We start from the raw sequence: 21541 nt of genomic DNA on the forward strand, positions 1-21541 counted from the left end.
GCATGGGGGTGTTCCCCGCAAGGACGTGTGGCCCGAAGACAGGAGGATCGGCTGCGACGTGGGTTTACGGGGACAGGTGGTGGGTCTATGCACCGTCGGGCGTTCTCGAGAACGGGAGGATGGTCCCGCCGTGTGCCGGGGCGGCGTTCTCGGTGGCGAGGTCTGCGGCGCGGTTGAGGATCGACTGTGAGTCGTGCCGGTTGTGGGACAAGTCGAGCAGGTGGTTCATCAGGTGGGTGTATTCGGCGAGTGCTTCTGGTGTGTCGTAGTAGTGGGTCGACCATGCCGTTTGCTGGTGCGCGGTGATCCAGTCTCTGATCCGGGTGAGCGTGAAGGCGCCGATCGGGGGCGGTGGGGAGTTCTCGGGCAGGACGTGTATCGAGATCGTTTTCCCGGTGCTCAACGCTTGCAGGCGCCGGAGTTGGTCGCCCATGACGGCGGCGGGCACTGTGGGGTTGTGCAGGGCGCGTTGTTCGGTGACCCAGGTGATCTTGACAGTGGTGGATGCGAGGATGTTTTGGCGGCGGTGAATTAGTGCTCGGTGGCCGTCGATGTCCAGTTCGGGTTTGGTTTGCTTGCGGGCGGTCAGGATGGCGTGGGTGTAGTCGGGGGTTTGCAGGACGGCGGGGACGGTGTCGGGGTCGAACAGGGTGATGGAGTCGGCGATGGCTTCCAGCCCGATTGCCAGTTCCCCGTCGTGGTGCAGTCCGGCGGGCAGCGGCTCGGCGTACCGGCGTGATCGGGCGGCATCGAGCACTGCGACCAGGTCGGGCACCTTCTCGGGGAACCCGCAGTGCTGCACCATGACTTCCAGCACGGCCCTGGACGGCAGGTTCTTCCCCGCGAACAGCTGGGTCACCGATGCACGGCTGACCCCCAAGCGCTCGGCCAGATCCACGTGCCGGAGCCCGGCGTCGGCACAGAGGCGAACAAGCTGGTAAGCCAGCAATCGCCGCGCTACCGCGACCTCCAAATCCGGCCGCATCACAACACCCACAACAACGCACGACCGAGGACCAGGTTCGACGCGAACCGTCCACCCGGTCGAGGCAGGCCAGTGGCCAAGCCCTCCTGGCGCCAGACGACAGCCTGGTCCGGATTGCGGCAGTAGGCGATTGCTTCGGTTTCATAAAAGGTTGGTGCGTCAGTCCAGCCGTGCATGGTCCGGTCCTTTCTGATGCGAGGAAGGGGTGACCCGCTCCGTGGGAGGGCGGAGCCGGGCTGGGCCCGGGGGCGCTGGTGTGGCGAGGGGTGACTGGTCTTTCCAGCGACCGCGCCCGGGGGAGTGGCCGCGGCTCGAGCAGGCGTGGCCGGGTGCATCGGTGAGCCTGCTTGATAGTCGGTGGGATGGTGGCAGACGTGGGGTCGGGCTGGGCGACCCCACGTCGGGGTGTCGTTTGGCTAGCTGACGGGGTTGAGGGTTGGTGGTTCCTGTTCTGTGGGCGTGGTGCTCGTCGTTGTGGTGTCGTCGGTGAACAGTTCGATGAGTTGGTCGCGTGCTTCGGTGGCGGCGCTGATCAGCCGTTCGCAGGTGTCGGGGTGGGCGAGAATGAGGGTCACGGCGTTGACGCTTCCGACCCGGTCCCCGATCACCACTTCGACGTACTGGTCTACGGGCTGTACGTCGATGGCGATGGGGCACCCAGGTGCGAGGTGGTGCCAGCTTTCGCTGGTGAGATGGTGGGACATGGAATCTCCTTCGGATGTTGTCGGCGAGTACGTTGATGCGGATGTGTCGGCTCGGCTCAGGTGATGCGGAGCAAGTCGCGGTGAAGGGGTGCGTTCACCGACGTCGTGAGTGGTGAACGTGTGGGTCAGCGAGATGGTGTTTCCCGGTGGCAGTCGACGCCCGTAGCTGTTGACCGTGGGTGGACAGGACGTCCGGGTCGTCCTCACGGAAGTGGTGATCACGGACGGGTGGAATGAACAGGGTGGAGTCCTCTGCGCGGCTCAACCCGTCTGGTTCGGCCTCGTCGTGGCCGGTTTCAGGGATACCGATCTCAGTGTCGGTTGGGGTCTGGAGTCCTGCTACGTAGTTGTAGGCGTCGTGCGCGGCATCATTGGCGTCGTCGGCGAAGTCCTTGCACCGCTTGAGGTAGCGGCGACAGACGAGGGTGCACGTCAACACGGATGCGAGCTGGGCCACCATGATGATTCCGAGAGTGAGGCCAGACATTGCAGGTCACATCCGGCTCACATCGGGGTTTACGCCGAACGATCCGTTGTACGCGGTAAACATGGTCACCACCTTCTGGAGGAGGCGCGGCGGACAGCCCCGACGACTGCGGCCCAGGTCGGCAGTTCCATGCCCGTTCCGGGATCAGAGAGCCAACGCAGTCGACCTTCATCGTGACCGGGTGAAGGCAACGGGATCGTGGCTCCGACCTCATACCACCCGACCTGTGTGGACGCGAGATCAACCACTGTGGACTTACGCATCGTCGTCCGTGGCTGTGTGAGGAAGATCCAGCTGTTGAGCTTGCCACGCGGCTCGCCACGAACGCCGATGATCGGCGGACTGATCATCGCTTGAACAAGGTGGTGGTTCACCTCGCCGCCGAACCCGGCCGACATCACCAACGCGTCCACAATGTCACCCAATCGCAGCCGGACTTCGCCGGTCACCGGCTCGATCGTCGTCGGCCAACTCGGCATGTGATCGTGATAGCGCGACAGCGAACTCGTGTCGATCGAATCTCGCTGCTGGTCAAGTGCGGTGACGGTGCTCATGACTACGCTCCTTCGCGTAGGGATGGTTCGGCGAAGCCGACGCCTAGTGGGAGAACCTCGGCTCCGCCGTGCTCTGGTGCGCGATGATCGACACCACGCAAGTTGTTCCATGCGGTTGTGAGCATGAGAGGTCGCCTGTGACCTGATATCCCAGTGACCTTCCTGGATGAATGCCGTGCTTTCGTGAGAATGTTCAGGCCGTTCCGGGGGAGCGGTGATCACGACTGCCTCCGGTGACGCCCCGATGTGCAGGGGTCGGGGACACCTGCGGCGGCCGGAGGCTGCGGGAGCAGCGGCTGCGGTCGGCACGCAGTGTGGACCAGGCGGCAAGGCACGGTGCTGGATCGCCTTCTGCCGAGCGCGTTCCCAGCGGGCGTAGCGCCGCTCGTGCCTGATCCAGCGCAAAGGGCTCATCGCTGTTTACTCCTGGGCCTGGGACGCCAACCGGTGCGGATGCCCGGACTGCGCCTCCGCATCGGTCGTCGCGTCCGCGGTGTCCGTGAGGGCAGGTTCTGCCGGTGTGGACGAGGGCGGCGGAGCTGCCATGCACTGGCAGGGGGAATCGTGGGCGTGCCGACAGCGTCGCAGCAGCGTGTGCTGCTGGGCGGTCTACGATGTCGCATCGGCGGGCCCACCTCCTCTGGTGCCCACTGGTGACCAGTGGTGACAATCAGTGTCACCACTGGTAGGACGGCTGGCAATACCCCATTTGGGCGACTAGGTGCGGTCTTCCTCATCTGAACTCAGGCTCAAAAACGCCGCAGGCGGCGCTATCCTCTGGTGCATGGTTGTCACCAGGGGTGTCACTCCGCGGAACAAGGCGCTGGGCGAGGCCCTACGTAAAGCCCGCGAAGACGGGAAGCTGGGTCTGCGCGAGCTGGCACGGCGGTTGGATATGGACCACTCCCTGCTCAGTCGCTTCGAGAGCGGCCAGCGCACTCCCCGCACCGAGGACGTCGCCAGCATCCTCACCGCGATCGGCGTCACCGGCCCGGTCCGCGAGGAGTTGATGGACTTCGCTCGCGAGCCCGAACGCGCCCAGTGGTTGGGCGTGGGCATGACCGAACAGCAGCGCCAACTGGCCACGCTGCTGGATTACGAACGTCAAGCGGCCAGCATCATCAACGTCAGCCCGCTGTTGGTGCCCGGCTTGCTTCAGACCAGCGACTATGCCCGCGCCATCATGCGTTCTGGCCGTGTGCCTGAGGGTGAGATCGAGACCCGAGTGGCAGTGCGGCTGGGGCGCCGCGACACATTGACGCGCCGCGACCCCGCGCGGCTACTGGCGCTCATCGGCGAGCAGGTCCTATTGCAGCGCATCGGCGGCCCTGCCGTCATGGCGGAGCAGGTTCATCACCTGGCCGAGGCTGCGCAGGCGTCCAACATAGATATCCGCGTCCTGCCGCTGGACTGCGCCTGGCATCCCGGCCTGGAGGGACCGTGGAAGCTGGTGGAGCCGCGCGAGGACTCTGACCTGAGCCCGGTCGTACACCTGGAAAGCCGCCGCAGCGGCGTCTTCCTGCACCGGTCACAAGATGTCGATGCCTACAGCGAGGGCGTCGAGAGGGTGCTGAGCGAGGCGCTCACTTCCGCCGAATCTGCGGAGGTGATTGCCCGCGAGGCCGACCGATGGAAGAGGGAACTGAATGGAATGGAAGAAGTCGAGCCGTAGCACCAACACCGACAACTGTGTCGAGGTGCGCCAAGACCTGGCGGCAGTGCGGGACAGCAAGAACCCGCAAGGTCCAGCGCTGGGGTTCTCCGCTACCAGCGTCTCGGCTCTGATCGTCAAGGTGGCTCGCCACTGAGAAACGGCTGCGGCTCCCCGCCAGACCAATTGGCGGGGGCCGCTGTCCGCCGAACCTCCCCTGGGGTCGGCAACCCATACCGCCTTCCCATCAGAAGCAAGTGGACCGTTCAGAACCCCCGACTGGGTCTTAGCTGAAGGATGTGGGCCTTTACGCCGATGCGGCCCAGATGATGCTTCGCGAAGCGATGAGTCAACAGGAGTCGGCGCGGCTCATCGCCCGCGAAGCAGAGCAGATCGAGGAGATGATCCGATGAACGCGTTACCGTCACGACGCAGCTATAGGAAGCCGAGCGTCAGCACCAACAGCAGCTCGTGCTTCAACGTCCGCAACGACCTTGGCGGACTCCACGACACCAAGGATGCCAACGCCGTTGACCTTGAGGTGGTGGGCTTCCCGCAGTTTGTGGGCCTCATCAAGGCGGACAAGATCACCAAGCCTGTCGCCTGAATAAACAACTCGGCCCTCGGCGCAGGCTCCGTGCCGGAGGCCGACTCATGTTATGAGTGTGTGGTGGGTGGGCGGTCGACCGGCTGAAGCCAGGACCGCTCACCCGCTGCTGGTGCTCCCACCATTGCGTCGTCCTCAGCTTTCAAGCCGATGCCGTAGCCTTCGACCATTGCGGCGCACTGAGCGTGTCCTCATCCCCAAGCGGGGTCGTCATAGGCGAGGGGCGTGCCGCCGGGTTCGATCGGTGGTTCCCATTCCTGCCAGCGGACTGAGGTCGGCTTGGTGCCGGTCTCGGCGAACTGGTGCACGGCGGTTCGGATGTCGGTGAGCGGGATTTCGGCGTCGGGGGGGTAGTGGAAGATGTTCCACTGCCAGTCGTATTCGAGGCAGGTGCCTCCGTGGCGGGTGTTGCCCTGGCTGAAGAAGGCTTCGTTGGCGTGGGTGTACTGCAGGGCGCCCACGTCGCCGTTGAGTCCGACGTAGAGGGCCGGTCCCACGTCGCCGTGGCGGGTGATGGTGGTGACGTTGCCGTAGTCGGTGCTGAGTCTGTTGACCAGGGCCAGGGCGGCGTCGATCTCGGCGGGGGTGGTGGCCAGCAGTTCGTTGTGTTGGTCGGGGGAGTGCCAGAAGGCCAGGGTGGTCACGTCGGGTCTCCGGTGAAGGTGTGGCGTTCGGTGGGTGTGATGACGGTAAGGGAGCAGCCGGGAGGCAGTAGCCAGGGTAGGAAGACCGGGCAGGATGTGCTGCCCGAGCACAATCGGTTGTTGATCACGATGGTGGCGTGGGCGGTGAGTCCGGTGGCCTCCCATCGTTGTCGGATGAGCGCGGCCAGTTTGATCTCCGCGTGTGCTCGGATGGAGGCGTGTTGTGCCCCGACGCGGGCCAGGTAGCTCGCGGCCAGGCGGGCGGTGTCGTCTTCTCCGCTGATCAGGGTTTGGGCGGGGCGGTCTCCCACGAACCAGCGGCCGTGGGTCTTGCGGCCGGTGCCTGCGCCTTCGAGCGGGGGCGGCAGCTCGGCGCGCAACTGCTCCACGCGGTGGGCGGGTTGGGCTCCCACAGGCGGGGTGGGGCCCGGTCGGGGGCCGGAGGGGCGTGACATGGGCGGCGGAGGCGCGGTGTGCGCGTCGGCGGCGATCGAGTTCACATAGACGGTGAACTGGTGGGTGGCGGCGTCGTGCTGGGCGACGGCCTGGCCGAGCCCGTGCAGGGCATCGGTGAGCGCTGCGATCGCTGTGCCTGGTTCGGGACGGGCGCTGCCTGCGGTGGCCTGTTCGATGAGGGTTCGGGCCTCGTCGAAGGCGGTCGCTGCGGCCAGTAGCGCGGCTCGGCCGGTCGCGAGCCGGGCTAGCCCGGCCCGGATCGCGGTGGCGACCTCGGCGATGGACACCGGCCCATCCTGGCTGTGCCTCACCGGCCCTGCCCGGACATCGAGACACCCGCGGGCAGGTCCACCCGATCGGATCAACACACCAAGGCTGAGCCGGCGAGAAGACTGGTAGTCGAGGTTGGGCCGGTGATCTTGCACTAGCGCACCAGCTGCGGTGCCAGCCTGACCGGTGCTGGCCATGGGGTTTCGTGCCGGAGCGGGTACTTCGGCGGCCGGGCGCGGAAGCCGAGCGTGGCCGCCCAGGTGAGGACATGAATGCCGCGTTCGAAGCCGCACTTTTGCCCAACTCACGCTCGCCAACGTCCTGGTGCGCGCGGGCCGGGTCGACGAAGCGGCAGCGATCGACCACGAAGCCTGTGTACGACCGCCTCGTTGCTCCATCAGCTTCGAGCTTTCGGTGGCGTGCTGAGCCTGGCACCGAAGTCGAGCCAGGTCTCGTTGTTCCTCGCCGCTCTGGCTGGCCTTTCGGCCGCCTCCGGGGAAGGTGTCGTCGTGGCCGGTATGACCGGCGACGGGGCGCGCTTTGCCTACCTCGCGGAGGGCAACGCCAAGCAGGCGCGCAAGCGTGTAGCCGCCGACCTGCTGATCCGGGACGAAGCCGGGCGTGTTCTGTTGGTGAACCCACTATAAGGACAACTGGGATCTCCCCGGCGGCATGGAGAGCGACAAACAGCCGCGAGTGGCATGCGCCCGCGAGCTGAACGAGGAACTCGGCCTCACCATCACAGCTGGCCGCGTCCTGGTGCTCGACTGGGTCGGACCATACGGACCGTGGGACGACCAGCTGGTGTTCATTTTCGACGGCGGGATGTTGCCTCCCGCGCGAGTGGAGGCCATCCAGATCTGCGATCCGGAGATCGGCGAGTTCGCCTTCGTCGAACTCGCCGAGGCCAAGACCATGCTGCGGCCCGACATGGCACAGCGCCCAGCTCGCGCCTATGACGCTCTCGCGACGGGCGTCACGGACTACTCGGAGTAACTCGGTCAGCACCAGCACGCTCATGCTAAGAGCCGGTCGCAGTCAACACGACGGTCGCCACGGCGCCCAATGCAAGGAAGGGGCCGAGCGGCATCGGGTCGTCACGTTCGACATGTCCGGTCGCTCTGAGCGCAACCCGAACGATCGCTGCGAGCAGCCAACCGAGAAATGTTCCGGTGAACAGCGCCGTCCAGCTCCACCAACCAAGCGCGAGCCCTAGGAGACCGGCAAGCTTGACGTCACCGGCACCGAGTCCGCCGACCGTGAGTGCGAGGCCGAGGTAAGCCGCGGCGAGGACGACCATGCCGGTCACAGACCGCAGCAGCTGGTCGTAGCTCGACTCGAGCACAGCATCCGCGCCGAAGGCGGCGGCGAGGACGAGGTAGCTGGGAAGCACTACCGCTCCGGGAAGGCGCTGCTCGGCCAAATCGACCATCGCGAGCGGTACCAGCACGGCTGCTAGGTAGCTGTATGCCAGCAAGGCGAGGCTCCAGTCCAGCCGCCAGGCCAGCGTCGTGAACAGCAGCCCGGTGAGCGCTGCTGACCCCGTCCAGTTCCAGCGACTGAATGGCTTCGTCCGCAGCAGCTTTCGCGTCAGCAAACCGAACACAACTCCGGACAGCAGGCCGAGTCCGGTCCAGGAAATGATCAATGTCGGTGAGGTCAAGTGCCCTCACCGCTTATCACCGGTCGTGGCAATATCAACACAGCTTTCGCCCCCAAGGCGCCGCACCCTTCGCCCTAAGTGATACCTCACAGCAACCCGCAGGGTGAGCGAAGTAGACCGATCGAGTGAATCTTAGCAAGTAGATGCCATACCAACTTCAAAGTCAGTGCATTCCGACTTTGCAGTCGGTGGTCTTCCGTGGTGTAGACGTGTTAAGTGTCATGAGACACAAGACGATCATTACGGAAGTGTGGGGGTGCACCTGTGGCATGGGGGACGTTTCGCTTCGGGGGTGGTCGCGTGGTCATCAGTGCTGTGGCCTGCGCGGTTCTCGCGGCTTGTAGCTCCGGTAGTCCGGAGGACCCGCCTTCCGGGACGTCGAGTCCTGAGCAGGTACCTTCGGCGCCGTCGAGTCCGAGTGCTACGGCCTCCGCAGCGGATAAGGCGAAGAACGATGCTTTGGCCGCCTACCGGGGAATGTGGCAGGACTTTGTCGAGGCCGGGCGTAGATCCGACTGGCAGTCCGCGAAGCTGGGGCAGCACGCGACGGGCGTGGCGCTGACGAACATGTCGCGCGGCCTGTACGCCGATCATTACAACGGCCTGGTTACCAAGGGTGAGCCGGTGCTGAACCCGACCGTGTCCTCGGCGGAACCGGTCGATGACCCGAAGAAGATCATTGTTTCCGACTGCGGTGACTCGACGAATTGGTTGAAGTACCGCGCGGACAACGGCCAACTCGCTGACAAAGAGCCGGGAGGACGCCAGGCGATCAACACCATCGTCGAGAAGCAGTCCGACGGCTCCTGGAAGGTGTCCGATTTCGGCGTACACGACGTGGGGACGTGTTGATCATGCGACGTTTTGCGACCATTACTGGAATCGTCGCTGCAAGCCTGCTCGGTCTCGCAGCTCCCGCTCTGGCAGATGGCGGCTGGGGGAGTGCGAATTGCAGTCAGGTTCCCACCCCGGCGTGCGAGCTGGGAGCTGGCAGCAACGGTAACAACGGACGGCCCGACAACCCTGGACACGGCAACAATCCTGGCCGCCCTGGGACCGGCAACAACCCCGGCAGCGGGAAGCCGACCAAGCCTGGCGACACCATCGTTGGCGGTGACTCGAACCTGGCGAGTTGCTCGTATGTGAAGAGTGACTATCAGCCGCCGGCCGGTGGCGTGGTTACCGCCTCCTACAAGCCGCCGACGACCAACGGCGGCGTGGTCCACGCTGCGGTGTTCCGGCCGACGGCGGTTCGTGCCCAAGCGGCGCAGCCTGGTCAGGGGCCGGGCGCGTGGTACGTGTGGAAATGCACCACCGAGGGCGTCGCCGATGGGCTCTACCGGCCACCGGTATGGATTGCCGACGGTCAGCAGCCCGGCGCGGCCTTGTTGCCCTCGCCCGCCGAGCTTGCGCAGATGGCCCGTAGGCAGCTCCGGCTGCCCTCGCCGTCGATCGCGGCGAACCCGGCTGGCGACCAGTTGGTGAACCTGCCGACCTGGATGTGGCTGTCCGGTGGCTGGGGACCGGTCTCGGCCACCGCCGCGGTTCCTGGCGTGTCGGTGACGGCAGTCGCGACGCCGACCTCCGTGACGTGGGCGATGGGCGACGGCTCGACCGTCACCTGCACCGGTGCCGGAACGCCCTACAAGGCAGGCGCAGATCCCAAAGCGCCGTCGCCGGATTGCGGCCACGTCTACCGCCGATCGTCAGCGAGCCAACCGGGGCAGGCATACCCGGTGACGGCGACCGTGTACTGGACGGTGACCTGGTCCGGTGCGGGCCAGGGCGGGACGTTCCCGGACATGACCACGACGGGCAACGCGACCTTCCGCGTGGCGGAATCGCAGGCTCTCAACAACGGTGGCGGCTGACCCCCACCACGGCCTCCCGGCGAGGCGCCACTTCCCGGCCCACAAAGCGATGACCACCTGTTCCGCTCGCTGACAACCCACCGGCGACGCGGCGCACTACCCCCATGCCTTTTGGAGGTACCGGCGTGAGCACCAACACCACGACCCGGCCCGAAACCGACCGAGCCATGAGCACGGCCAACAGCCCCTGGATCAACGACGGCAAGAAGCCTCCCGCCTCGCGGTTGCGCACCACAGGACGCCGCCGCAGCGTGCCGTACCTGCTGCTCGGCGTGCTGCTCGTCCTGGCCTGCGTGGGCGGCTTCGTGCTGATCTCGCTGCACTCGGGAGATCGGCAGGCCGTGCTCGCGCTGGCCCGCGGCGTGCCGGTCGGGCACGTGCTGACCACGCAGGACCTGCGGCAGGTCAACGTCGCGGTCGACCCCGGTGTCGCGGTCGTCGGCGCGGATCAGGCGGCCGCCGTGGTTGGTAGGCCGATGGCCACCAGCTTGTCGGCCGGGGCGCTGCTCACCCCGGACGCCGTCGGCGGCGCCGCGCTCCCGACGAGCGGGCAGGCCATCGCCGCCCTCGCGCTCAAACCAGGCCAGTTCCCTGCGGAGGTCGGTCCGGGAGCGCGGGTGTCGGTGGTGTTCGTGCCTGGCCAGGCAGGAACCGCGACCAGCCCGCCCGCCGATGGCGGCACGGTCTGGCCTGCGGTGGTGACCAGCGTGACCACCCCGGCGAACGACCAGAACACCGTGGTGTCGGTGCAGCTGTCCGAGGCCGCCGCCCGCCAGGTCGCCGCGGTGCCGGCCGGTCAGTTGTCGATCGTGATGCTCTCTGCTGGGGGTCGCTGATGTTGATCTCGGTCCTGTCCCTGAAAGGCTCACCGGGCGCCACCACGCTGGCCGTGGCCTTGGCCGCCCGCTGGCCCGCTCCGGCACGCGCACTGGTGGTCGAGGCCGACCCTTCCGGTGGCGATCTCGGCCTGCGGTTCTCGCTGACCTCGACACCGGGCCTGGTGAGCCTGGCCGCCGCCGCGCGCCGTGGCGGCGACACCGACCTGGTGTGGCGGCACACCCAGCAACTTCCCGGCGGCCTGCCGGTGATCGCCGCCCCACCCGATGCCGACCAGGCCCGCGCGGCGCTGTCGGCCTTGGCTCCCGACCCGACAAGCGGCCTGGGTGTTCTGCGCGCGGCGGCCAACCAGCCGGGCACGGTGGTCATCGTCGACTGCGGGCGAGTGGACCCCGGCTCGCCCGCGCTGCCGATCGTGCGCGCCTCCGACGCGGTCGTGCTGCTGTCGCGGGCGCACGCCGACGACCTCGCACACCTGCCGCGCCGGTTGCCCACCGTCGGCCGCTGGAGCCCCAACCCCGTGCTGCTGCTGGTGGGCGAGGGCTACTCCACCGCCGAGGTCGCCCACGAACTCGGCGTGCCGCCGCTGGGACGCGTGCCCGACGACCCGAGCGGCGCGGCCGTGCTGTGCGGTCGGCCGAACAAGCTGCGCTGGGGTCGCAGCGGCCTCGCGCATTCGGCGCTCGGCCGCTTCGCTCACCGCATCGCCACCGAACTCGCCACCCGCGAGCGCACAGCAACAAGTCGAACTCAGCTCCGGCCTGCTGAGCCGGTGACGCAGGTGCCGGTCCTGCGCTCGGTTCCGGGTGTGCCGCCCGGCGCGGTCTCGTCCCACGGTGTCCGCGTCGCACCGAGCCCCGCCACCGCCCACCGCGACCGGCAGGGAGGGCAGGCGTCGTGACGTACCCGAGCAACCAGTACCCGGCGCCGGTGCCTCTGCGCCCCCACCAGCAGCAGCCCGGATCGGCTCCGTTCGGTAGCGCCGCACCGGGTACAGATACTGGTGTGCCGCCGCTGGGGTGGGGCACTGACGAGGACACGGCTGACTTGTCGGCCGCCACGACGCGGCTGCGGCAGCATCTGCGGGAGCGGTTGAACGCCGAGCTTCCGCAGCGGGTGGCCGATCAGCAGGACCGCACCGGGACGACGGCCAACCGCGAGGCCCGGCGCGAGCTGGCACGCGGCATCCTCGACGAGGCGCTGCGCGTGCACACCGAGAACGAGCTGGCCGCGGGCCGGCAGCTGCTGCCCCGCGAGGTCGAGCAGCGGGTCGTCGGGGAGGTCGTCAACGAGCTGTTCGGCATGGCCGGGCTCCAGCCGCTGCTGGACGACCCGATGGTGGAGACGATCAACGCCAACAGGTTCGACCGGGTGTTCGTCCAGTACAACGACGGCCGCCGCGCCCCGGTCGCCCCGATCGCGGGCTCGAACGAGGAGTTGACCGACCTGGTGCGGCTGCTGGCCGCCCGCGCGAGCAGCCAGGAGCGGAGGTTTGACCAAGGCTCCCCGGCGGTCAACCTCCAGCTTCCCGGCGGGGAGCGGCTGTTCGCGGTGATGGGCTTGACCGCCGGGGGCGTGACGGCGTTGTCGATCCGCCGCCACGGCTACCTCACCGTCACGCTTCCGGAGCTGCGCCGCCGAGGTACCGTCGATCCCGGCTTGGAGGCGTTCTTGCGGGCGCTGGTCAAGGCCCGCAAGAACGTCTTGATCACCGGCGGTACCGGCGCGGGCAAGACCACCTTGCTGCGTGCGCTGGCCAGCGAGATGGACCCGTTGGAGCGCATCGTCACCATCGAGGACGCCTTCGAACTCGGCTTGGACCACGACCCGGACATCCACGCCGACGTGACCGCCTTCCAGGCCCGCGAACCCAACGTCGAGGGCGAGGGCGCCATCAGCCAGGCCGAACTCGTGCGGTGGGGTCTGCGGATGAGCCCGGACCGGGTGATCGTCGGAGAGATCCGCGGCCCCGAGGTCATCCCGATGTGTAACGCGATGTCGCAGGGCAACGACGGCTCGATGGCCACCCTGCACGCCTCGTCCTCGCGGATCGCGTTCACCCGGCTGGCCTCCTACGCCGCCCAGGGCGTCGAGCGGCTACCGCTGGAAGCCACCAACCTCCTGGTCGCCTCCGCGGTGCACTTCGTGGTGCACCTGGCCCGCGCACAGGACCGCCGAACCCGAGTCGTGTCCTCGATCCGCGAGGTCGTCGGCGCCGACGGCCCGCAGGTGATCTCCAACGAGGTCTACCGCCCCGGACCCGACCGCCGCGCCCGCCCCGTCGCCGGAGCACTGCGCAGCGACACCCTCGACGACCTGGCCGACGTCGGCTTCGACCCCGCCGTGATGGAGAACCCCGAGGGCTGGTGGGGACCGTGAACATCACCCTCAGCCCCACCACCGCTGCTGCCGCGCTGTTCGGCGTGGGCACCGGGCTCGGTCTGCTGCTGGTGGTCCTCGGCTGGCGCGGAACCGACCCACGGCGCCAACGCCGCACCCGGAACCGCGCGGCCGGGACCGTCGACCAGCACCGCAGCCTGCGGATCGCGCTCGCCGTGACCGCCGGGGTGGTGACCGGTCTGCTCACCGGCTGGGTCGTCGGCGCCGTCCTGGCCAGCCTCGCCGCCTGGGCGCTGCCCAGGGTGCTGGGCCGCGACCCCGAGCACGCCCGCCGCGTGGCGCGCATCGAGGCCGTCGCCACCTGGACCGAGATGCTCCGCGACACCCTCTCGGCCGCAGCCGGTCTCGAGCAGGCCATCCTCGCTACAGCGCCGCTGGCGCCGACGGCCATCCGCGGCGAGGTCGGCGAGCTCGCCGCCGGGATCGAGAACGGCGACCGACTCGCGCCCGCCCTACGTCGCCTGGGCGAACGCCTGGACGATCCGGTCGGCGACCTGGTGATCGCCGCCCTGCTGCTGGCTGCCGAACAACAGACCCGCCAACTCGCCGAACTGCTCGGGTCGCTGGCCGACGCCGCCCGCGGGCAAGCCTCGATGCGGATGCGCGTGGAGGCCGGACGTGCCCGCACCCGCACCTCGGTGCGCGTCATCGTCGGCACCACCCTGGCCTTCGCCGTCGCCGTGGTCCTGCTCAACCGCAGCTACATGGGCGCCTACGACAGCGCCGCCGGGCAGATCGTGTTGCTGGGCATCGGAGCGCTGTTCGCCGCCGGGTTCGCGTGGCTGAACCGCATTGCCCGCGTTGCCCAGCCCGACCGCTTCCTCTCCACCGCCGACCACGACTGGGCGACCAGCCCGGCACGGGGTCTCGTCACCGCGAGGCAGGAGTGAACGCCATGATCACCTACATCGCCCTGGGAATCGGTTCCGGGATCGGCCTGTGGGCCTTGGCGGTCTACCTGTTCCCACCGCGACCGGCCCTCGGCGCGGTCCTGGCCCACGCCACTGCCCCACCCGCTCCGCCACCCATCCTCGCTACCGACGACACCGGCTGGGCCGTCCGCCTCGGCCGCCCCGCCGTCGCACCGTTGCGCGCGCTCGGGCTCCCTGGCCCGCGCCTGGCCAAGGATCTGGCGGTCATCGGCCGCTCGACCTCGACCCACCTGGCGGAGAAAGCCACCCTCACCGTCGCCGGGCTGCTGCTGCCCGTCCTGCTGACTGTGGTCCTCGCCGTGGCCGGGCTCGGCCCAGGCTTCGAGTTTCCGATCATCGCCGGACTTGTTCTGGCGGCCGTCGGCTTCGTCCTGCCGGACCTGCAAGCCCGCTCCGAAGCCGCGAAGCTGCGCACCGGGTTCCGCCACGCGCTCTCGGCCTACCTGGACCTGGTGTGGATCACCCTGGCCGGGGGAGCCGGGGTCGACAGCGCGCTGGGCGACTCGGTCAACATCGGCCGAGGGTGGGCGTTCGAGCAGATCCGCCGCGCAATAGACACCGCCCGCCTCACGCGCGCGACCCCGTGGGCGACCCTGCGCCAGCTCGGCGAGGAACTCGACGTGACCGAACTCGCCGAGCTCGCCGCCTCGGTCAGCCTGGCCGGCACCGAGGGCGCCAAGGTCCGCACGAGCCTGGCCGCCAAAGCCGGAGCACTGCGCACCCACCAGATCACCGAGGCCGAAGGCGACGCCCAAGCCGCCACCGAACGCATGAGCCTGCCGGTGATGGCGCTGTTCCTCGGGTTCCTGGCCTTCATCGCCTACCCCGCGCTCACGCAGGTCCTCAATGGACTCTGACATGGGTTGTGACATCTCGCGCGGACAACGACCGAACGTGAACGACAAGGGAGGACAACACGATGCGCACACAAGTGGAGGCATTGTGGACAGTGGTACAAGCACGGTGGGAGGAGCTGCGCCGGCAGCCGGAGGCCGGGTACTCGACCGAAACCGTCCTGGTGACCGCGCTGCTCGTGGTTGCCGCGCTCGCGGTGATCGCGATCGTCATCGCGAAGGTCACCGAGAAGGCCAACGGCATCACCATGTGATCCCCATGAGCCACAAGCACAGCAAGCGGTCACCAGCGACTCGCGCCGGATGGCGTCGGGTCCGTCAAGCGCTGCGCGGTGATCGGGGCTCGGTCAGCGCGGAACTGGTCATCGCCACACCACTGCTGTTGCTGATGCTGCTGGCCATCGTGCAATTCGCGCTCTGGTCACACGCCACCCACATCGCCCAAGCCGCCGCCTCGCAGGGGCTCGCGGTCGCACGGTCCCAGAACGGGACCGCCGCGGACGGCACGTCCAGCGCGCGGCAACTGCTCGACCAGCTCGCGAGTGGCCCGCTCACCGGCCCCTTCGTCGCCTCCGACCGGACAGCGGCCTCGGCGTCGGTGCGGGTCAGCGGGACCGCGACCTCGGTCGTGCCGTTCCTGAGCCTGCCCGTGCACGCCGAGGCCGTCGGGCCCGTCGAACGTTTCGTCCCCGACCTGGCGGGCGGGTGAGCCGCGATGCCATCGCAGACGACGACGTCCCGTGCACTCGTCACGCCCGCAGGGCGGCGTCACGGCCGCGTGCGCCCCGGTCAGCGGGGGTGGGCGGCCTGGTGGCGCGCAGATGACGGCTCGGTGGCCGCTGAAGTCACCATCGCCGCGCCGTTCCTGGTCATGCTGCTGGTGTTCGTCGGCGTGGTCATACACCGGGGGGTGGACGCGCGGATCCGCATCGACGACGCCGCCCACCAAGCGGCCCGTGCCGCCAGCATCGAACGCACCCCGACGGCCGCGACCGCCGCGGCCCAATCGACCGCCGCGAGCGCGCTGTCCTCAGCGGGCGTGGCCTGCGCGTCCCTGTCGGTGAGCACCTCGACCGGCGGCCTGCGCCCTGGCGGCACGGTCAGCGTGACCGTGTCCTGCGCGGTCGACTTCGGCGACGCGCTCGTCCTCGGCGTGCCCGGCGGCAAGACCCTGTCGGCCACCTCGGTCGAACCCGTGGACCTCTGGCGTTCGACCCTGAACACCGGGAGCCAGCCATGACCCGGCGAGGCCGACACTTCCGGCGAGGCCGATGGTCGACCTGGTGGTCGACGTGGTGGCGCACGCGCCTGCGGTGGTGGCGCGCCGACGAGGGCCGGGCGACCGCGTTCGTCCTGGCGCTGACCGTCGGCATCCTGGCCTTGGCCGGTCTGACCCTCGACGGTGGCCTCGCGCTGGCCGCAAAAGTACGGGCCAACGGCCAGGCCGAGGCCGCCGCCCGCGCTGGCGCCCAGGCCATCGACCTGTCCGCCTACCGCGGCAACGGCACCCTGCAGCTCGTGCCCGCCCAGGCGGTCGCCCACGCCCAGGCGCACTTGGCCGCTGAGGGCGCCTCCGGCACGGTGACGGTCTCCGGCGACACCGTCACGGTCACCGTGACCGCCTCGCAGACCACCCAGTTGCTCGGGCTGGTCGGCATCGGGTCGCTTCACGTGCACGGGCAGGGCAGCGCACATCCACAGCGCGGGGTGACCGCCATCGACCCATGACCACACCCTCGCCCGTCGTGAACACGCCCGTCGCAGAGAAAGGGGAAGCAGCATGGCAACACCCGAGGAAATCCGCCAGCGCGTCGAGAAGGCCGACACCGCCCGCAGCGCCCGCCGAGCCGCCGCCGCGCAGCAGGTCGGCGAACTCGCAGGGCGCCGAGCCGCGATCCTCGCCCAACTCACCGAGGTAGAGCGTGAACTCGGCGAGGTGGTCGCCGACGCCCAAGACGTCATCGACGTCGACGAGCTGGCGGCGTTCACCGACCTCAAGCCATCCGACTTCACCGGCTGGCTCGCCGGGCGCAAGCCTGGCCGCGGCAAGCGAAAGAAGGCCGCGACCGCGACCGGCGCGCCGGGGGATACGCGCTCCATCTCCGGACCGAGGACACCGGCACCTGAGCAGAGGTCCAACTCCCGCGAGAGCTCGACCGCTGCCGGGACGGACAAGCCCGAGCCGCTCGTCGCCCACGCGAGCTGACCGTGCCCGCGCTCGCGCCGCCCACGGGATTCGCCCACGCCTCCGACTCATCACGGGCGGGTAAGCGGGCGGCGAGCGACCACGTCCAGGTCTGCTGAGGAACGAGCACATCATGGCCGCATCACCGCATCCCTCCCGCCACAAACCGCGTCAGCCGCCGCGAACGCGAGGCCGGATGTGGCAGGGCGCCGGGCGGGTGCTCGGATTCCTCGCGAGGCTGGTGCGCGGGCTGCTGGCGGCTGCCGTCCTGGTCACGCTGGTGGCCGGGTTGCCGTGGGCGTTGACGCACTTCCTCGGCTGGCCCTTGCCGGACCACCTGCCCTCCTGGGCGGAAGTCCAGGGTGTCCTGCTCGGCCCGATGACCACCACGTTCCTGCTGGACTTCCTCGCCTGCCTGACCTGGCTTGTGTGGGCCTTCTTCACCCTCGACGTAGCCCGCTGCGCGGTCGAGATCGCCCGCGACGCTCGGATGCCCGACCTCTCAGGGACCGGACCGGTGCACCGGATCGCGGCCGTCCTCGTCGGCGCGGTCCTGATCTCCATCCTCGGTCAACGCGCCGGCCTGCCCGCCCTGAGCCCATCCGCGGCGGGCGGTGCCGCAGTTGACGTGGTGGCGACGGCTCCCGCCTGGACCACGCCCGCCGAACAAGCGACGTTCACCGTGGTGCGACCGATCGCCCACAGCGCGCCGTATCACCACGAGGCGGCCGGGATGGTCGAGCAGCCCGGCCGCGCGAAATCCGCCGTCGTGCTTGCGTACAACCCCGACACCGGCGTGTACGACTCGCTGTGGCGGATGTCCGAACGCACCCTTGGTGACGGCAACCGCTGGCCAGAGATCTACGCACTCAACAAGGGCAAACCCCAACCGAATGGTGGCACCTTCACCCGCCCCGGCCTGATCTTCCCCGGCGAGGAGATGGCCCTGCCCGAGGACGCCAACGCTGGCTCCCCACCACCCACCGCCCCGGCGCCACCGCCAGTAACCCCGCCCCCTCCGGCCGAGCCGCCACCCGGCAACACGACGACACCGGCTCCCTCCAGAACGCAGCCACCCGCCACCACCGAAGCCCCTCGCACCACCCAGGCTCCGCCAGCGACCCAGGCGCCGCCGAGCACCGACGCGGTGGACGAGCCGGGGTTCAGCTGGGGCGAGGACCTGTTCGTCGGCCTCGGCCTGGCCGCAGCGGTCAGCGCCGCCTTGCTCGCGGCCCGGCGGCGGAACCGACGCCGTTACCGCCCCGGTAGCGGCGACCGCAGCGACCTACCCGTCGCCCCGGTCGTCTACCAACTGCGGCTGGCACATCTGCGCGCCGACCACGACGACACCGGCGGCGACGAGGTGGACCTCGACCGGCCGGGCGAGCGCCCACCACGCGCACCGGCACCGCCACTCGTACTCGGCACCCATACCGACGCCGACGACGTCCCCAACGACCAGGCGCCGATCCTGCCGGTCGGTGTGCGGGACGGCCGCGAGATCGCCGTGGACCTGGCCACCGCGCACGGCCTGGGCCTGCTCGGCGCGGGCGCCCCCGCAGCGGTCCGTGCGCTGCTCGTGACCATCCTCAGCGCGGCCTTCACCACCACGCACAGGTCGGCCACGGTCATCGTGCCGGCCGAGGACCTCGCGGCGCTGTTCGGCAGGCGCGTGGCGCAGGCACCCCTTCCGGCGGGTGTGCGGGTGGCAGCCGATCTCGACGCCGCGCTGGACATGCTGGAATCCGAGACCCTGGTGCGCGTCGGTCAGCTCCCGCCTACTGGCCAACCGTGGGAGCCGGTTGTGCTGGCGGCGCGCGCACCCGGCCGCCAGGCCCGCAGGCTGCAGGCGGTGTTGGACAACGGTTCGACCGTCGGCGTGACCGGGCTGCTGCTGGGCCAGTGGAGCGCCGGGGTGACCGCCTACGTCCGCGACGACGGCACCATCTCCACCACCAGCCCCGGCCTCGGCGAGCCGCTGCGCGGCGCGCGTGTGTTCCGACTGGGCGACGACCACCTCGCTGATCTGCTGGACCTGCTGCGTCACGCCGACCCCGGCGACGAGCCCGAGCATCCGGCTGTCGTGCCGCGTCCTCACGTCGTAGGCGACTGCGTTCCCATCGTCGTCGGGCCCGCGGGCATCGTCGCGGATCGCGGCACGGCCGTTGACGGTCACGAGGACGCGGTTGCCGAGGGCACGACCCAGGCGCCGGTCGCCGACACGGACTTGGAGCTGTTGGCAGCCCTAAGCGATGAGGACCGGCGAGGCGACGGTGAGCTGGAGATCCTTGGGCCGGAGCCTGCGCCCGCGACGTCACCCGGTCTTCGGGTGCGTCCCGTCCAGCCTGGTCGCCCCGACGCCGACCAAGCAACCCAGAATGCGGGTGAAGACCATCGGCATGGCTGGCTGGCGGAGAGCGAACCACAAGGCCCCGCCGAGCCGCGCGAGGCGTCGTCCGCGCCGTTGCGCGTCAGCGTGCTCGGGCCGCCGCGGGTGTGGTGGCATCCCACGCTGGCAACATTCGACGGCGAGGCCGCCGAACACGAGATCACCTCGGCGTTGCAGCCACGCCTGCGCGAACTGCTGGTCTTCCTGGCGCTGCACCCCGACGGCGCCAGCCGTGAGGCGCTCATCGCCGCCCTGTGGGCCACGAGCCCGCCGGAGAGAACCACCAACGCGATGAACACCTCGCTCTCGCGTCTGCGCCGCGCCTTGGCCGCCGCAACCGGCAACGTGTTGTGCGACCTCGTGGTGGTCGGTGAGGGCCGCTACCGGCTGGACCCCGACCTGGTGGAGGTCGACTACCACCACTTCGCTGCTGCCGTGGCCACCCGCCGCGCCGCCGTCACCGACGCCGATCGGGTCCAGGCGTACCGGCGGATCGTCGACAGCTACACCGGCCCTCTGGCCGACGGGCTTTCCACCGACTGGATCGAGACCGCCCGCGAGGCCATCCGCCGCGACGCCATCGACGCCGTCGCCGCCCTGGCCCGCGCCCTGGTCGAGGAAGACCCACAACAGACGCTGGACCTGCTCGAGATCGCGCGCGCGTTCGACCCGCACAACGAGCTGATCTACCGCGACATCATGCGACTGCAGGAACGCCTCGGACAGCTCGACGCCATCCCGCGCACCCTGACCCTGCTGACCACGCGGCTCGCCGAGGTCGACGATCGGCCCACGCACCAGGCCGTCGACCTGGCCGACCGGCTACGTCGCCGCCACGACGCGCCCGGCGAGCCGGGGCGAGCCGACCGCGGGCGCAGCCGAGCCGGATGAACCCCGCAGGCACCCTCGTGCGCGGCGTCGGGTCACCCGACGCCGCCACCGGCACGAGGGCGACGCCCGGAGGAGTGGAACCGGCCGTCACCGGCCGGGGAGCCAAGATCCACGACATCATCGAGAATGGCCGCTCCCGCACCACTGCGACGGCTGTGCGCCTGCGCCTGAGAGAGCAATTCCAGATGGGCACGAGTCCACTCGATCAGAGGCTCGGCCAGCGTCAACACCTCGGCGACCGCCGGGATCAACGAGTACACGACTTCCGGCGGAAAAGACTTATCACAACTCTCGCGGACGATGAGCCCCTGTTCGCGCATCTTTTTCAATGTGCGCGCCAGAATGCTATCGTGCAGTACAGCGTGTTTGTCCGTCCAATTCTCGTCGATGGAATACGAGTTGACCGTGGAAAGAATCTCCACCCGACGCAGCGGGCCGTCCCGGAGTGCCACCAAGATGGCGGGCACCCACTTGTCCCCGAAAAGGTTCTTCAGGTCATACAGCCCACGAAGGACCCTGTCGTCTCGCTCCGTCACCGCGCCTCCCCGTGTGCACTGACCGGGCCCCCACTGCGCGCCCGCTCGTCGCGTCCCGTGGCAGCGCCTTCCCCGACCCTGCCGGTACAGCGATCATGCCTGATCAGCGCGACCGCTCCCGCACCCCGCGCCTCCCTGGAGATGGATGTCGAGCCTTCCACGTTACGCCAAACGGCCGAAGTCGCCCACCGTATTCCTACGCAGCCCAGGCCCAAAATATCACTCTGAGTATCGGAATTGGAGATCGACAGCGCGTACGGTCACTTCCGTCGGGGGTTCATACAGGGGATCACATTGGGGATCAGGTTGGGGATCCTGTTAGAGCGCCACCCCCTCCGGTCGGCGAAGACGCCGGTCAGAGTGCCTGTAGGGGGATCCGCTGGTATCCCAGACTCGCTTGGCCACAAGCCGGTGAACACATCGGGGGCGGGCTCGTGGTCGGCGCTGCTCGTCTCGACTCCTGTGGTGTCATCCACTCCATCCTCTTTGTTTCACCCTGTTCCATTCTTTTATTACCTCCCATTATTTGTTCTTTGGGTATCTATTCGGGATGAATCATTCCTCGTGGATGTCATGTTGCGTATTTCGCTCCACCGCTGACCTGTGGAAATGCTGTTGCATGTCG

The 21541-nt window shown here is 68.9% G+C and carries 26 protein-coding genes; 18 read left to right on the plus strand and 8 right to left on the minus strand.

What is annotated here, in order from left to right:
* Positions 1 to 85: 85 nt before the first annotated feature.
* The 4 genes from ACTG9Q_RS28200 to ACTG9Q_RS28215 form a co-directional block, all read right to left on the minus strand.
* Positions 86 to 985 carry a helix-turn-helix domain-containing protein gene (locus ACTG9Q_RS28200; protein ID WP_455575953.1) on the minus strand — a complete coding sequence of 300 codons (900 nt, stop codon included), beginning with the start codon at positions 983 to 985 and terminating at the stop codon, positions 86 to 88.
* A 416-nt stretch (positions 986 to 1401) separates the two neighbouring features.
* Positions 1402 to 1689: a hypothetical protein gene (locus ACTG9Q_RS28205; RefSeq protein ID WP_455575954.1), complete on the minus strand. Its 288-nt coding sequence runs from the start codon at positions 1687 to 1689 to the stop codon at positions 1402 to 1404.
* 94 nt (positions 1690 to 1783) lie between these two features.
* Entirely contained in the window at positions 1784 to 2176 is a 393-nt protein-coding gene (locus tag ACTG9Q_RS28210; RefSeq protein WP_455575955.1) for a hypothetical protein, read from the minus strand.
* Between the two features lie 65 nt (positions 2177 to 2241).
* Positions 2242 to 2730, minus strand: a complete 489-nt coding sequence (locus ACTG9Q_RS28215; RefSeq protein ID WP_455575956.1) for a hypothetical protein — start codon at positions 2728 to 2730, stop codon at positions 2242 to 2244.
* Between the two features lie 784 nt (positions 2731 to 3514).
* Here ACTG9Q_RS28215 and ACTG9Q_RS28220 point away from each other — a divergent pair.
* The 3 genes from ACTG9Q_RS28220 to ACTG9Q_RS28230 all read left to right on the plus strand — a co-directional run bounded on the left by ACTG9Q_RS28220 (position 3515) and on the right by ACTG9Q_RS28230 (position 4988).
* On the plus strand, positions 3515 to 4402 hold the full coding sequence (locus ACTG9Q_RS28220) for a helix-turn-helix domain-containing protein (RefSeq protein ID WP_455575957.1): 888 nt from the start codon (positions 3515 to 3517) through the stop codon (positions 4400 to 4402).
* A complete protein-coding gene (locus tag ACTG9Q_RS28225; protein ID WP_455575958.1) occupies positions 4377 to 4538 on the plus strand; it encodes a DUF397 domain-containing protein in 162 nt (53 codons plus the stop codon). The genes ACTG9Q_RS28220 and ACTG9Q_RS28225 overlap by 26 nt, the downstream gene beginning before the upstream one ends.
* Positions 4539 to 4790: 252 nt before the next feature.
* The gene (locus tag ACTG9Q_RS28230; RefSeq protein WP_455575959.1) at positions 4791 to 4988 is read left to right on the plus strand and encodes a hypothetical protein; all 198 of its coding nucleotides are present in this window, start codon (positions 4791 to 4793) and stop codon (positions 4986 to 4988) included.
* A 191-nt stretch (positions 4989 to 5179) separates the two neighbouring features.
* Here ACTG9Q_RS28230 and ACTG9Q_RS28235 read toward each other — a convergent pair whose 3' ends face one another.
* Together ACTG9Q_RS28235 and ACTG9Q_RS28240 are read right to left on the minus strand one after the other, a co-directional pair.
* The gene (locus ACTG9Q_RS28235; protein ID WP_455575960.1) at positions 5180 to 5632 is read right to left on the minus strand and encodes an Imm1 family immunity protein; all 453 of its coding nucleotides are present in this window, start codon (positions 5630 to 5632) and stop codon (positions 5180 to 5182) included.
* Positions 5629 to 6375, minus strand: a complete 747-nt coding sequence (locus tag ACTG9Q_RS28240; protein WP_455575961.1) for a DddA-like double-stranded DNA deaminase toxin — start codon at positions 6373 to 6375, stop codon at positions 5629 to 5631. Before ACTG9Q_RS28240 ends, ACTG9Q_RS28235 begins: the two co-directional genes overlap by 4 nt.
* A 402-nt stretch (positions 6376 to 6777) precedes the next feature.
* Here ACTG9Q_RS28240 and ACTG9Q_RS28245 point away from each other — a divergent pair, with 402 nt between their 5' ends.
* Together ACTG9Q_RS28245 and ACTG9Q_RS28250 are read left to right on the plus strand one after the other, a co-directional pair.
* A complete protein-coding gene (locus ACTG9Q_RS28245; protein ID WP_455575962.1) occupies positions 6778 to 7005 on the plus strand; it encodes a hypothetical protein in 228 nt (75 codons plus the stop codon).
* Positions 7006 to 7030: 25 nt separating this feature from the next.
* Positions 7031 to 7354, plus strand: a complete 324-nt coding sequence (locus ACTG9Q_RS28250; RefSeq protein ID WP_455575963.1) for an NUDIX domain-containing protein — start codon at positions 7031 to 7033, stop codon at positions 7352 to 7354.
* A gap of 25 nt (positions 7355 to 7379) precedes the next feature.
* On the opposite strand, the gene ACTG9Q_RS28255 is transcribed toward ACTG9Q_RS28250, so the two are convergent.
* The gene (locus ACTG9Q_RS28255; protein WP_455575964.1) at positions 7380 to 8021 is read right to left on the minus strand and encodes a prepilin peptidase; all 642 of its coding nucleotides are present in this window, start codon (positions 8019 to 8021) and stop codon (positions 7380 to 7382) included.
* Positions 8022 to 8480: 459 nt separating this feature from the next.
* On the opposite strand from ACTG9Q_RS28255, the gene ACTG9Q_RS28260 reads away from it, so the two are divergent.
* The 13 genes from ACTG9Q_RS28260 (at position 8481) to ACTG9Q_RS28320 (ending at position 20380) form a co-directional block, all read left to right on the plus strand.
* Positions 8481 to 8873: a hypothetical protein gene (locus ACTG9Q_RS28260; RefSeq protein ID WP_455575965.1), complete on the plus strand. Its 393-nt coding sequence runs from the start codon at positions 8481 to 8483 to the stop codon at positions 8871 to 8873.
* 2 nt (positions 8874 to 8875) lie between these two features.
* Entirely contained in the window at positions 8876 to 9892 is a 1017-nt protein-coding gene (locus ACTG9Q_RS28265; RefSeq protein WP_455576066.1) for a hypothetical protein, read from the plus strand.
* Between the two features lie 125 nt (positions 9893 to 10017).
* Positions 10018 to 10728, plus strand: coding sequence for an SAF domain-containing protein (locus tag ACTG9Q_RS28270; protein WP_455575966.1), 711 nt, complete (start codon positions 10018 to 10020; stop codon positions 10726 to 10728).
* Positions 10728 to 11630 carry a MinD/ParA family ATP-binding protein gene (locus ACTG9Q_RS28275; RefSeq protein ID WP_455575967.1) on the plus strand — a complete coding sequence of 301 codons (903 nt, stop codon included), beginning with the start codon at positions 10728 to 10730 and terminating at the stop codon, positions 11628 to 11630. The genes ACTG9Q_RS28270 and ACTG9Q_RS28275 overlap by 1 nt, the downstream gene beginning before the upstream one ends.
* 104 nt (positions 11631 to 11734) lie before the next feature.
* A complete protein-coding gene (locus tag ACTG9Q_RS28280) occupies positions 11735 to 13108 on the plus strand; it encodes a CpaF family protein (protein WP_455575968.1) in 1374 nt (457 codons plus the stop codon).
* Entirely contained in the window at positions 13096 to 14019 is a 924-nt protein-coding gene (locus ACTG9Q_RS28285) for a type II secretion system F family protein (RefSeq protein WP_455575969.1), read from the plus strand. The genes ACTG9Q_RS28280 and ACTG9Q_RS28285 overlap by 13 nt, the downstream gene beginning before the upstream one ends.
* A 5-nt stretch (positions 14020 to 14024) precedes the next feature.
* Positions 14025 to 14918 carry a type II secretion system F family protein gene (locus ACTG9Q_RS28290; protein ID WP_455575970.1) on the plus strand — a complete coding sequence of 298 codons (894 nt, stop codon included), beginning with the start codon at positions 14025 to 14027 and terminating at the stop codon, positions 14916 to 14918.
* A 62-nt stretch (positions 14919 to 14980) separates the two neighbouring features.
* Positions 14981 to 15169 carry a hypothetical protein gene (locus ACTG9Q_RS28295; RefSeq protein WP_054044579.1) on the plus strand — a complete coding sequence of 63 codons (189 nt, stop codon included), beginning with the start codon at positions 14981 to 14983 and terminating at the stop codon, positions 15167 to 15169.
* Between the two features lie 5 nt (positions 15170 to 15174).
* The gene (locus tag ACTG9Q_RS28300) at positions 15175 to 15624 is read left to right on the plus strand and encodes a TadE/TadG family type IV pilus assembly protein (RefSeq protein WP_455575971.1); all 450 of its coding nucleotides are present in this window, start codon (positions 15175 to 15177) and stop codon (positions 15622 to 15624) included.
* A 123-nt stretch (positions 15625 to 15747) separates the two neighbouring features.
* On the plus strand, positions 15748 to 16155 hold the full coding sequence (locus ACTG9Q_RS28305) for a pilus assembly protein TadE (protein ID WP_455575972.1): 408 nt from the start codon (positions 15748 to 15750) through the stop codon (positions 16153 to 16155).
* A complete protein-coding gene (locus ACTG9Q_RS28310) occupies positions 16152 to 16643 on the plus strand; it encodes a pilus assembly protein TadG-related protein (protein ID WP_455575973.1) in 492 nt (163 codons plus the stop codon). Before ACTG9Q_RS28305 ends, ACTG9Q_RS28310 begins: the two co-directional genes overlap by 4 nt.
* A gap of 52 nt (positions 16644 to 16695) precedes the next feature.
* Positions 16696 to 17121 (plus strand): hypothetical protein, encoded by a 426-nt coding sequence (locus ACTG9Q_RS28315; protein WP_455575974.1) that lies wholly within the window; start codon positions 16696 to 16698, stop codon positions 17119 to 17121.
* Between the two features lie 196 nt (positions 17122 to 17317).
* A complete protein-coding gene (locus ACTG9Q_RS28320; protein WP_455575975.1) occupies positions 17318 to 20380 on the plus strand; it encodes a BTAD domain-containing putative transcriptional regulator in 3063 nt (1020 codons plus the stop codon).
* 32 nt (positions 20381 to 20412) lie between these two features.
* Here ACTG9Q_RS28320 and ACTG9Q_RS28325 read toward each other — a convergent pair whose 3' ends face one another.
* The gene (locus ACTG9Q_RS28325) at positions 20413 to 20916 is read right to left on the minus strand and encodes a winged helix-turn-helix transcriptional regulator (protein ID WP_455575976.1); all 504 of its coding nucleotides are present in this window, start codon (positions 20914 to 20916) and stop codon (positions 20413 to 20415) included.
* Between the last annotated feature and the right edge of the window lie 625 nt (positions 20917 to 21541).

Source organism: Actinokineospora lacus, assembly GCF_053813445.1.

Bases quoted from the DNA above. Each gene is read 5' to 3' on its own strand.
- ACTG9Q_RS28200 (WP_455575953.1), bottom strand. From the start codon at position 985: ATGCGGCCGGATTTGGAGGTCGCGGTAGCGCGGCGATTGCTGGCTTAC.
- ACTG9Q_RS28205 (WP_455575954.1), bottom strand. From the start codon at position 1,689: ATGTCCCACCATCTCACCAGCGAAAGCTGGCACCACCTCGCACCTGGG.
- ACTG9Q_RS28210 (WP_455575955.1), bottom strand. From the start codon at position 2,176: ATGTCTGGCCTCACTCTCGGAATCATCATGGTGGCCCAGCTCGCATCC.
- ACTG9Q_RS28215 (WP_455575956.1), bottom strand. From the start codon at position 2,730: ATGAGCACCGTCACCGCACTTGACCAGCAGCGAGATTCGATCGACACG.
- ACTG9Q_RS28220 (WP_455575957.1), top strand. From the start codon at position 3,515: ATGGTTGTCACCAGGGGTGTCACTCCGCGGAACAAGGCGCTGGGCGAG.
- ACTG9Q_RS28225 (WP_455575958.1), top strand. From the start codon at position 4,377: ATGGAATGGAAGAAGTCGAGCCGTAGCACCAACACCGACAACTGTGTC.
- ACTG9Q_RS28230 (WP_455575959.1), top strand. From the start codon at position 4,791: ATGAACGCGTTACCGTCACGACGCAGCTATAGGAAGCCGAGCGTCAGC.
- ACTG9Q_RS28250 (WP_455575963.1), top strand. From the start codon at position 7,031: ATGGAGAGCGACAAACAGCCGCGAGTGGCATGCGCCCGCGAGCTGAAC.
- ACTG9Q_RS28265 (WP_455576066.1), top strand. From the start codon at position 8,876: ATGCGACGTTTTGCGACCATTACTGGAATCGTCGCTGCAAGCCTGCTC.
- ACTG9Q_RS28275 (WP_455575967.1), top strand. From the start codon at position 10,728: ATGTTGATCTCGGTCCTGTCCCTGAAAGGCTCACCGGGCGCCACCACG.
- ACTG9Q_RS28290 (WP_455575970.1), top strand. From the start codon at position 14,025: ATGATCACCTACATCGCCCTGGGAATCGGTTCCGGGATCGGCCTGTGG.
- ACTG9Q_RS28295 (WP_054044579.1), top strand. From the start codon at position 14,981: ATGCGCACACAAGTGGAGGCATTGTGGACAGTGGTACAAGCACGGTGG.
- ACTG9Q_RS28300 (WP_455575971.1), top strand. From the start codon at position 15,175: ATGAGCCACAAGCACAGCAAGCGGTCACCAGCGACTCGCGCCGGATGG.
- ACTG9Q_RS28310 (WP_455575973.1), top strand. From the start codon at position 16,152: ATGACCCGGCGAGGCCGACACTTCCGGCGAGGCCGATGGTCGACCTGG.
- ACTG9Q_RS28315 (WP_455575974.1), top strand. From the start codon at position 16,696: ATGGCAACACCCGAGGAAATCCGCCAGCGCGTCGAGAAGGCCGACACC.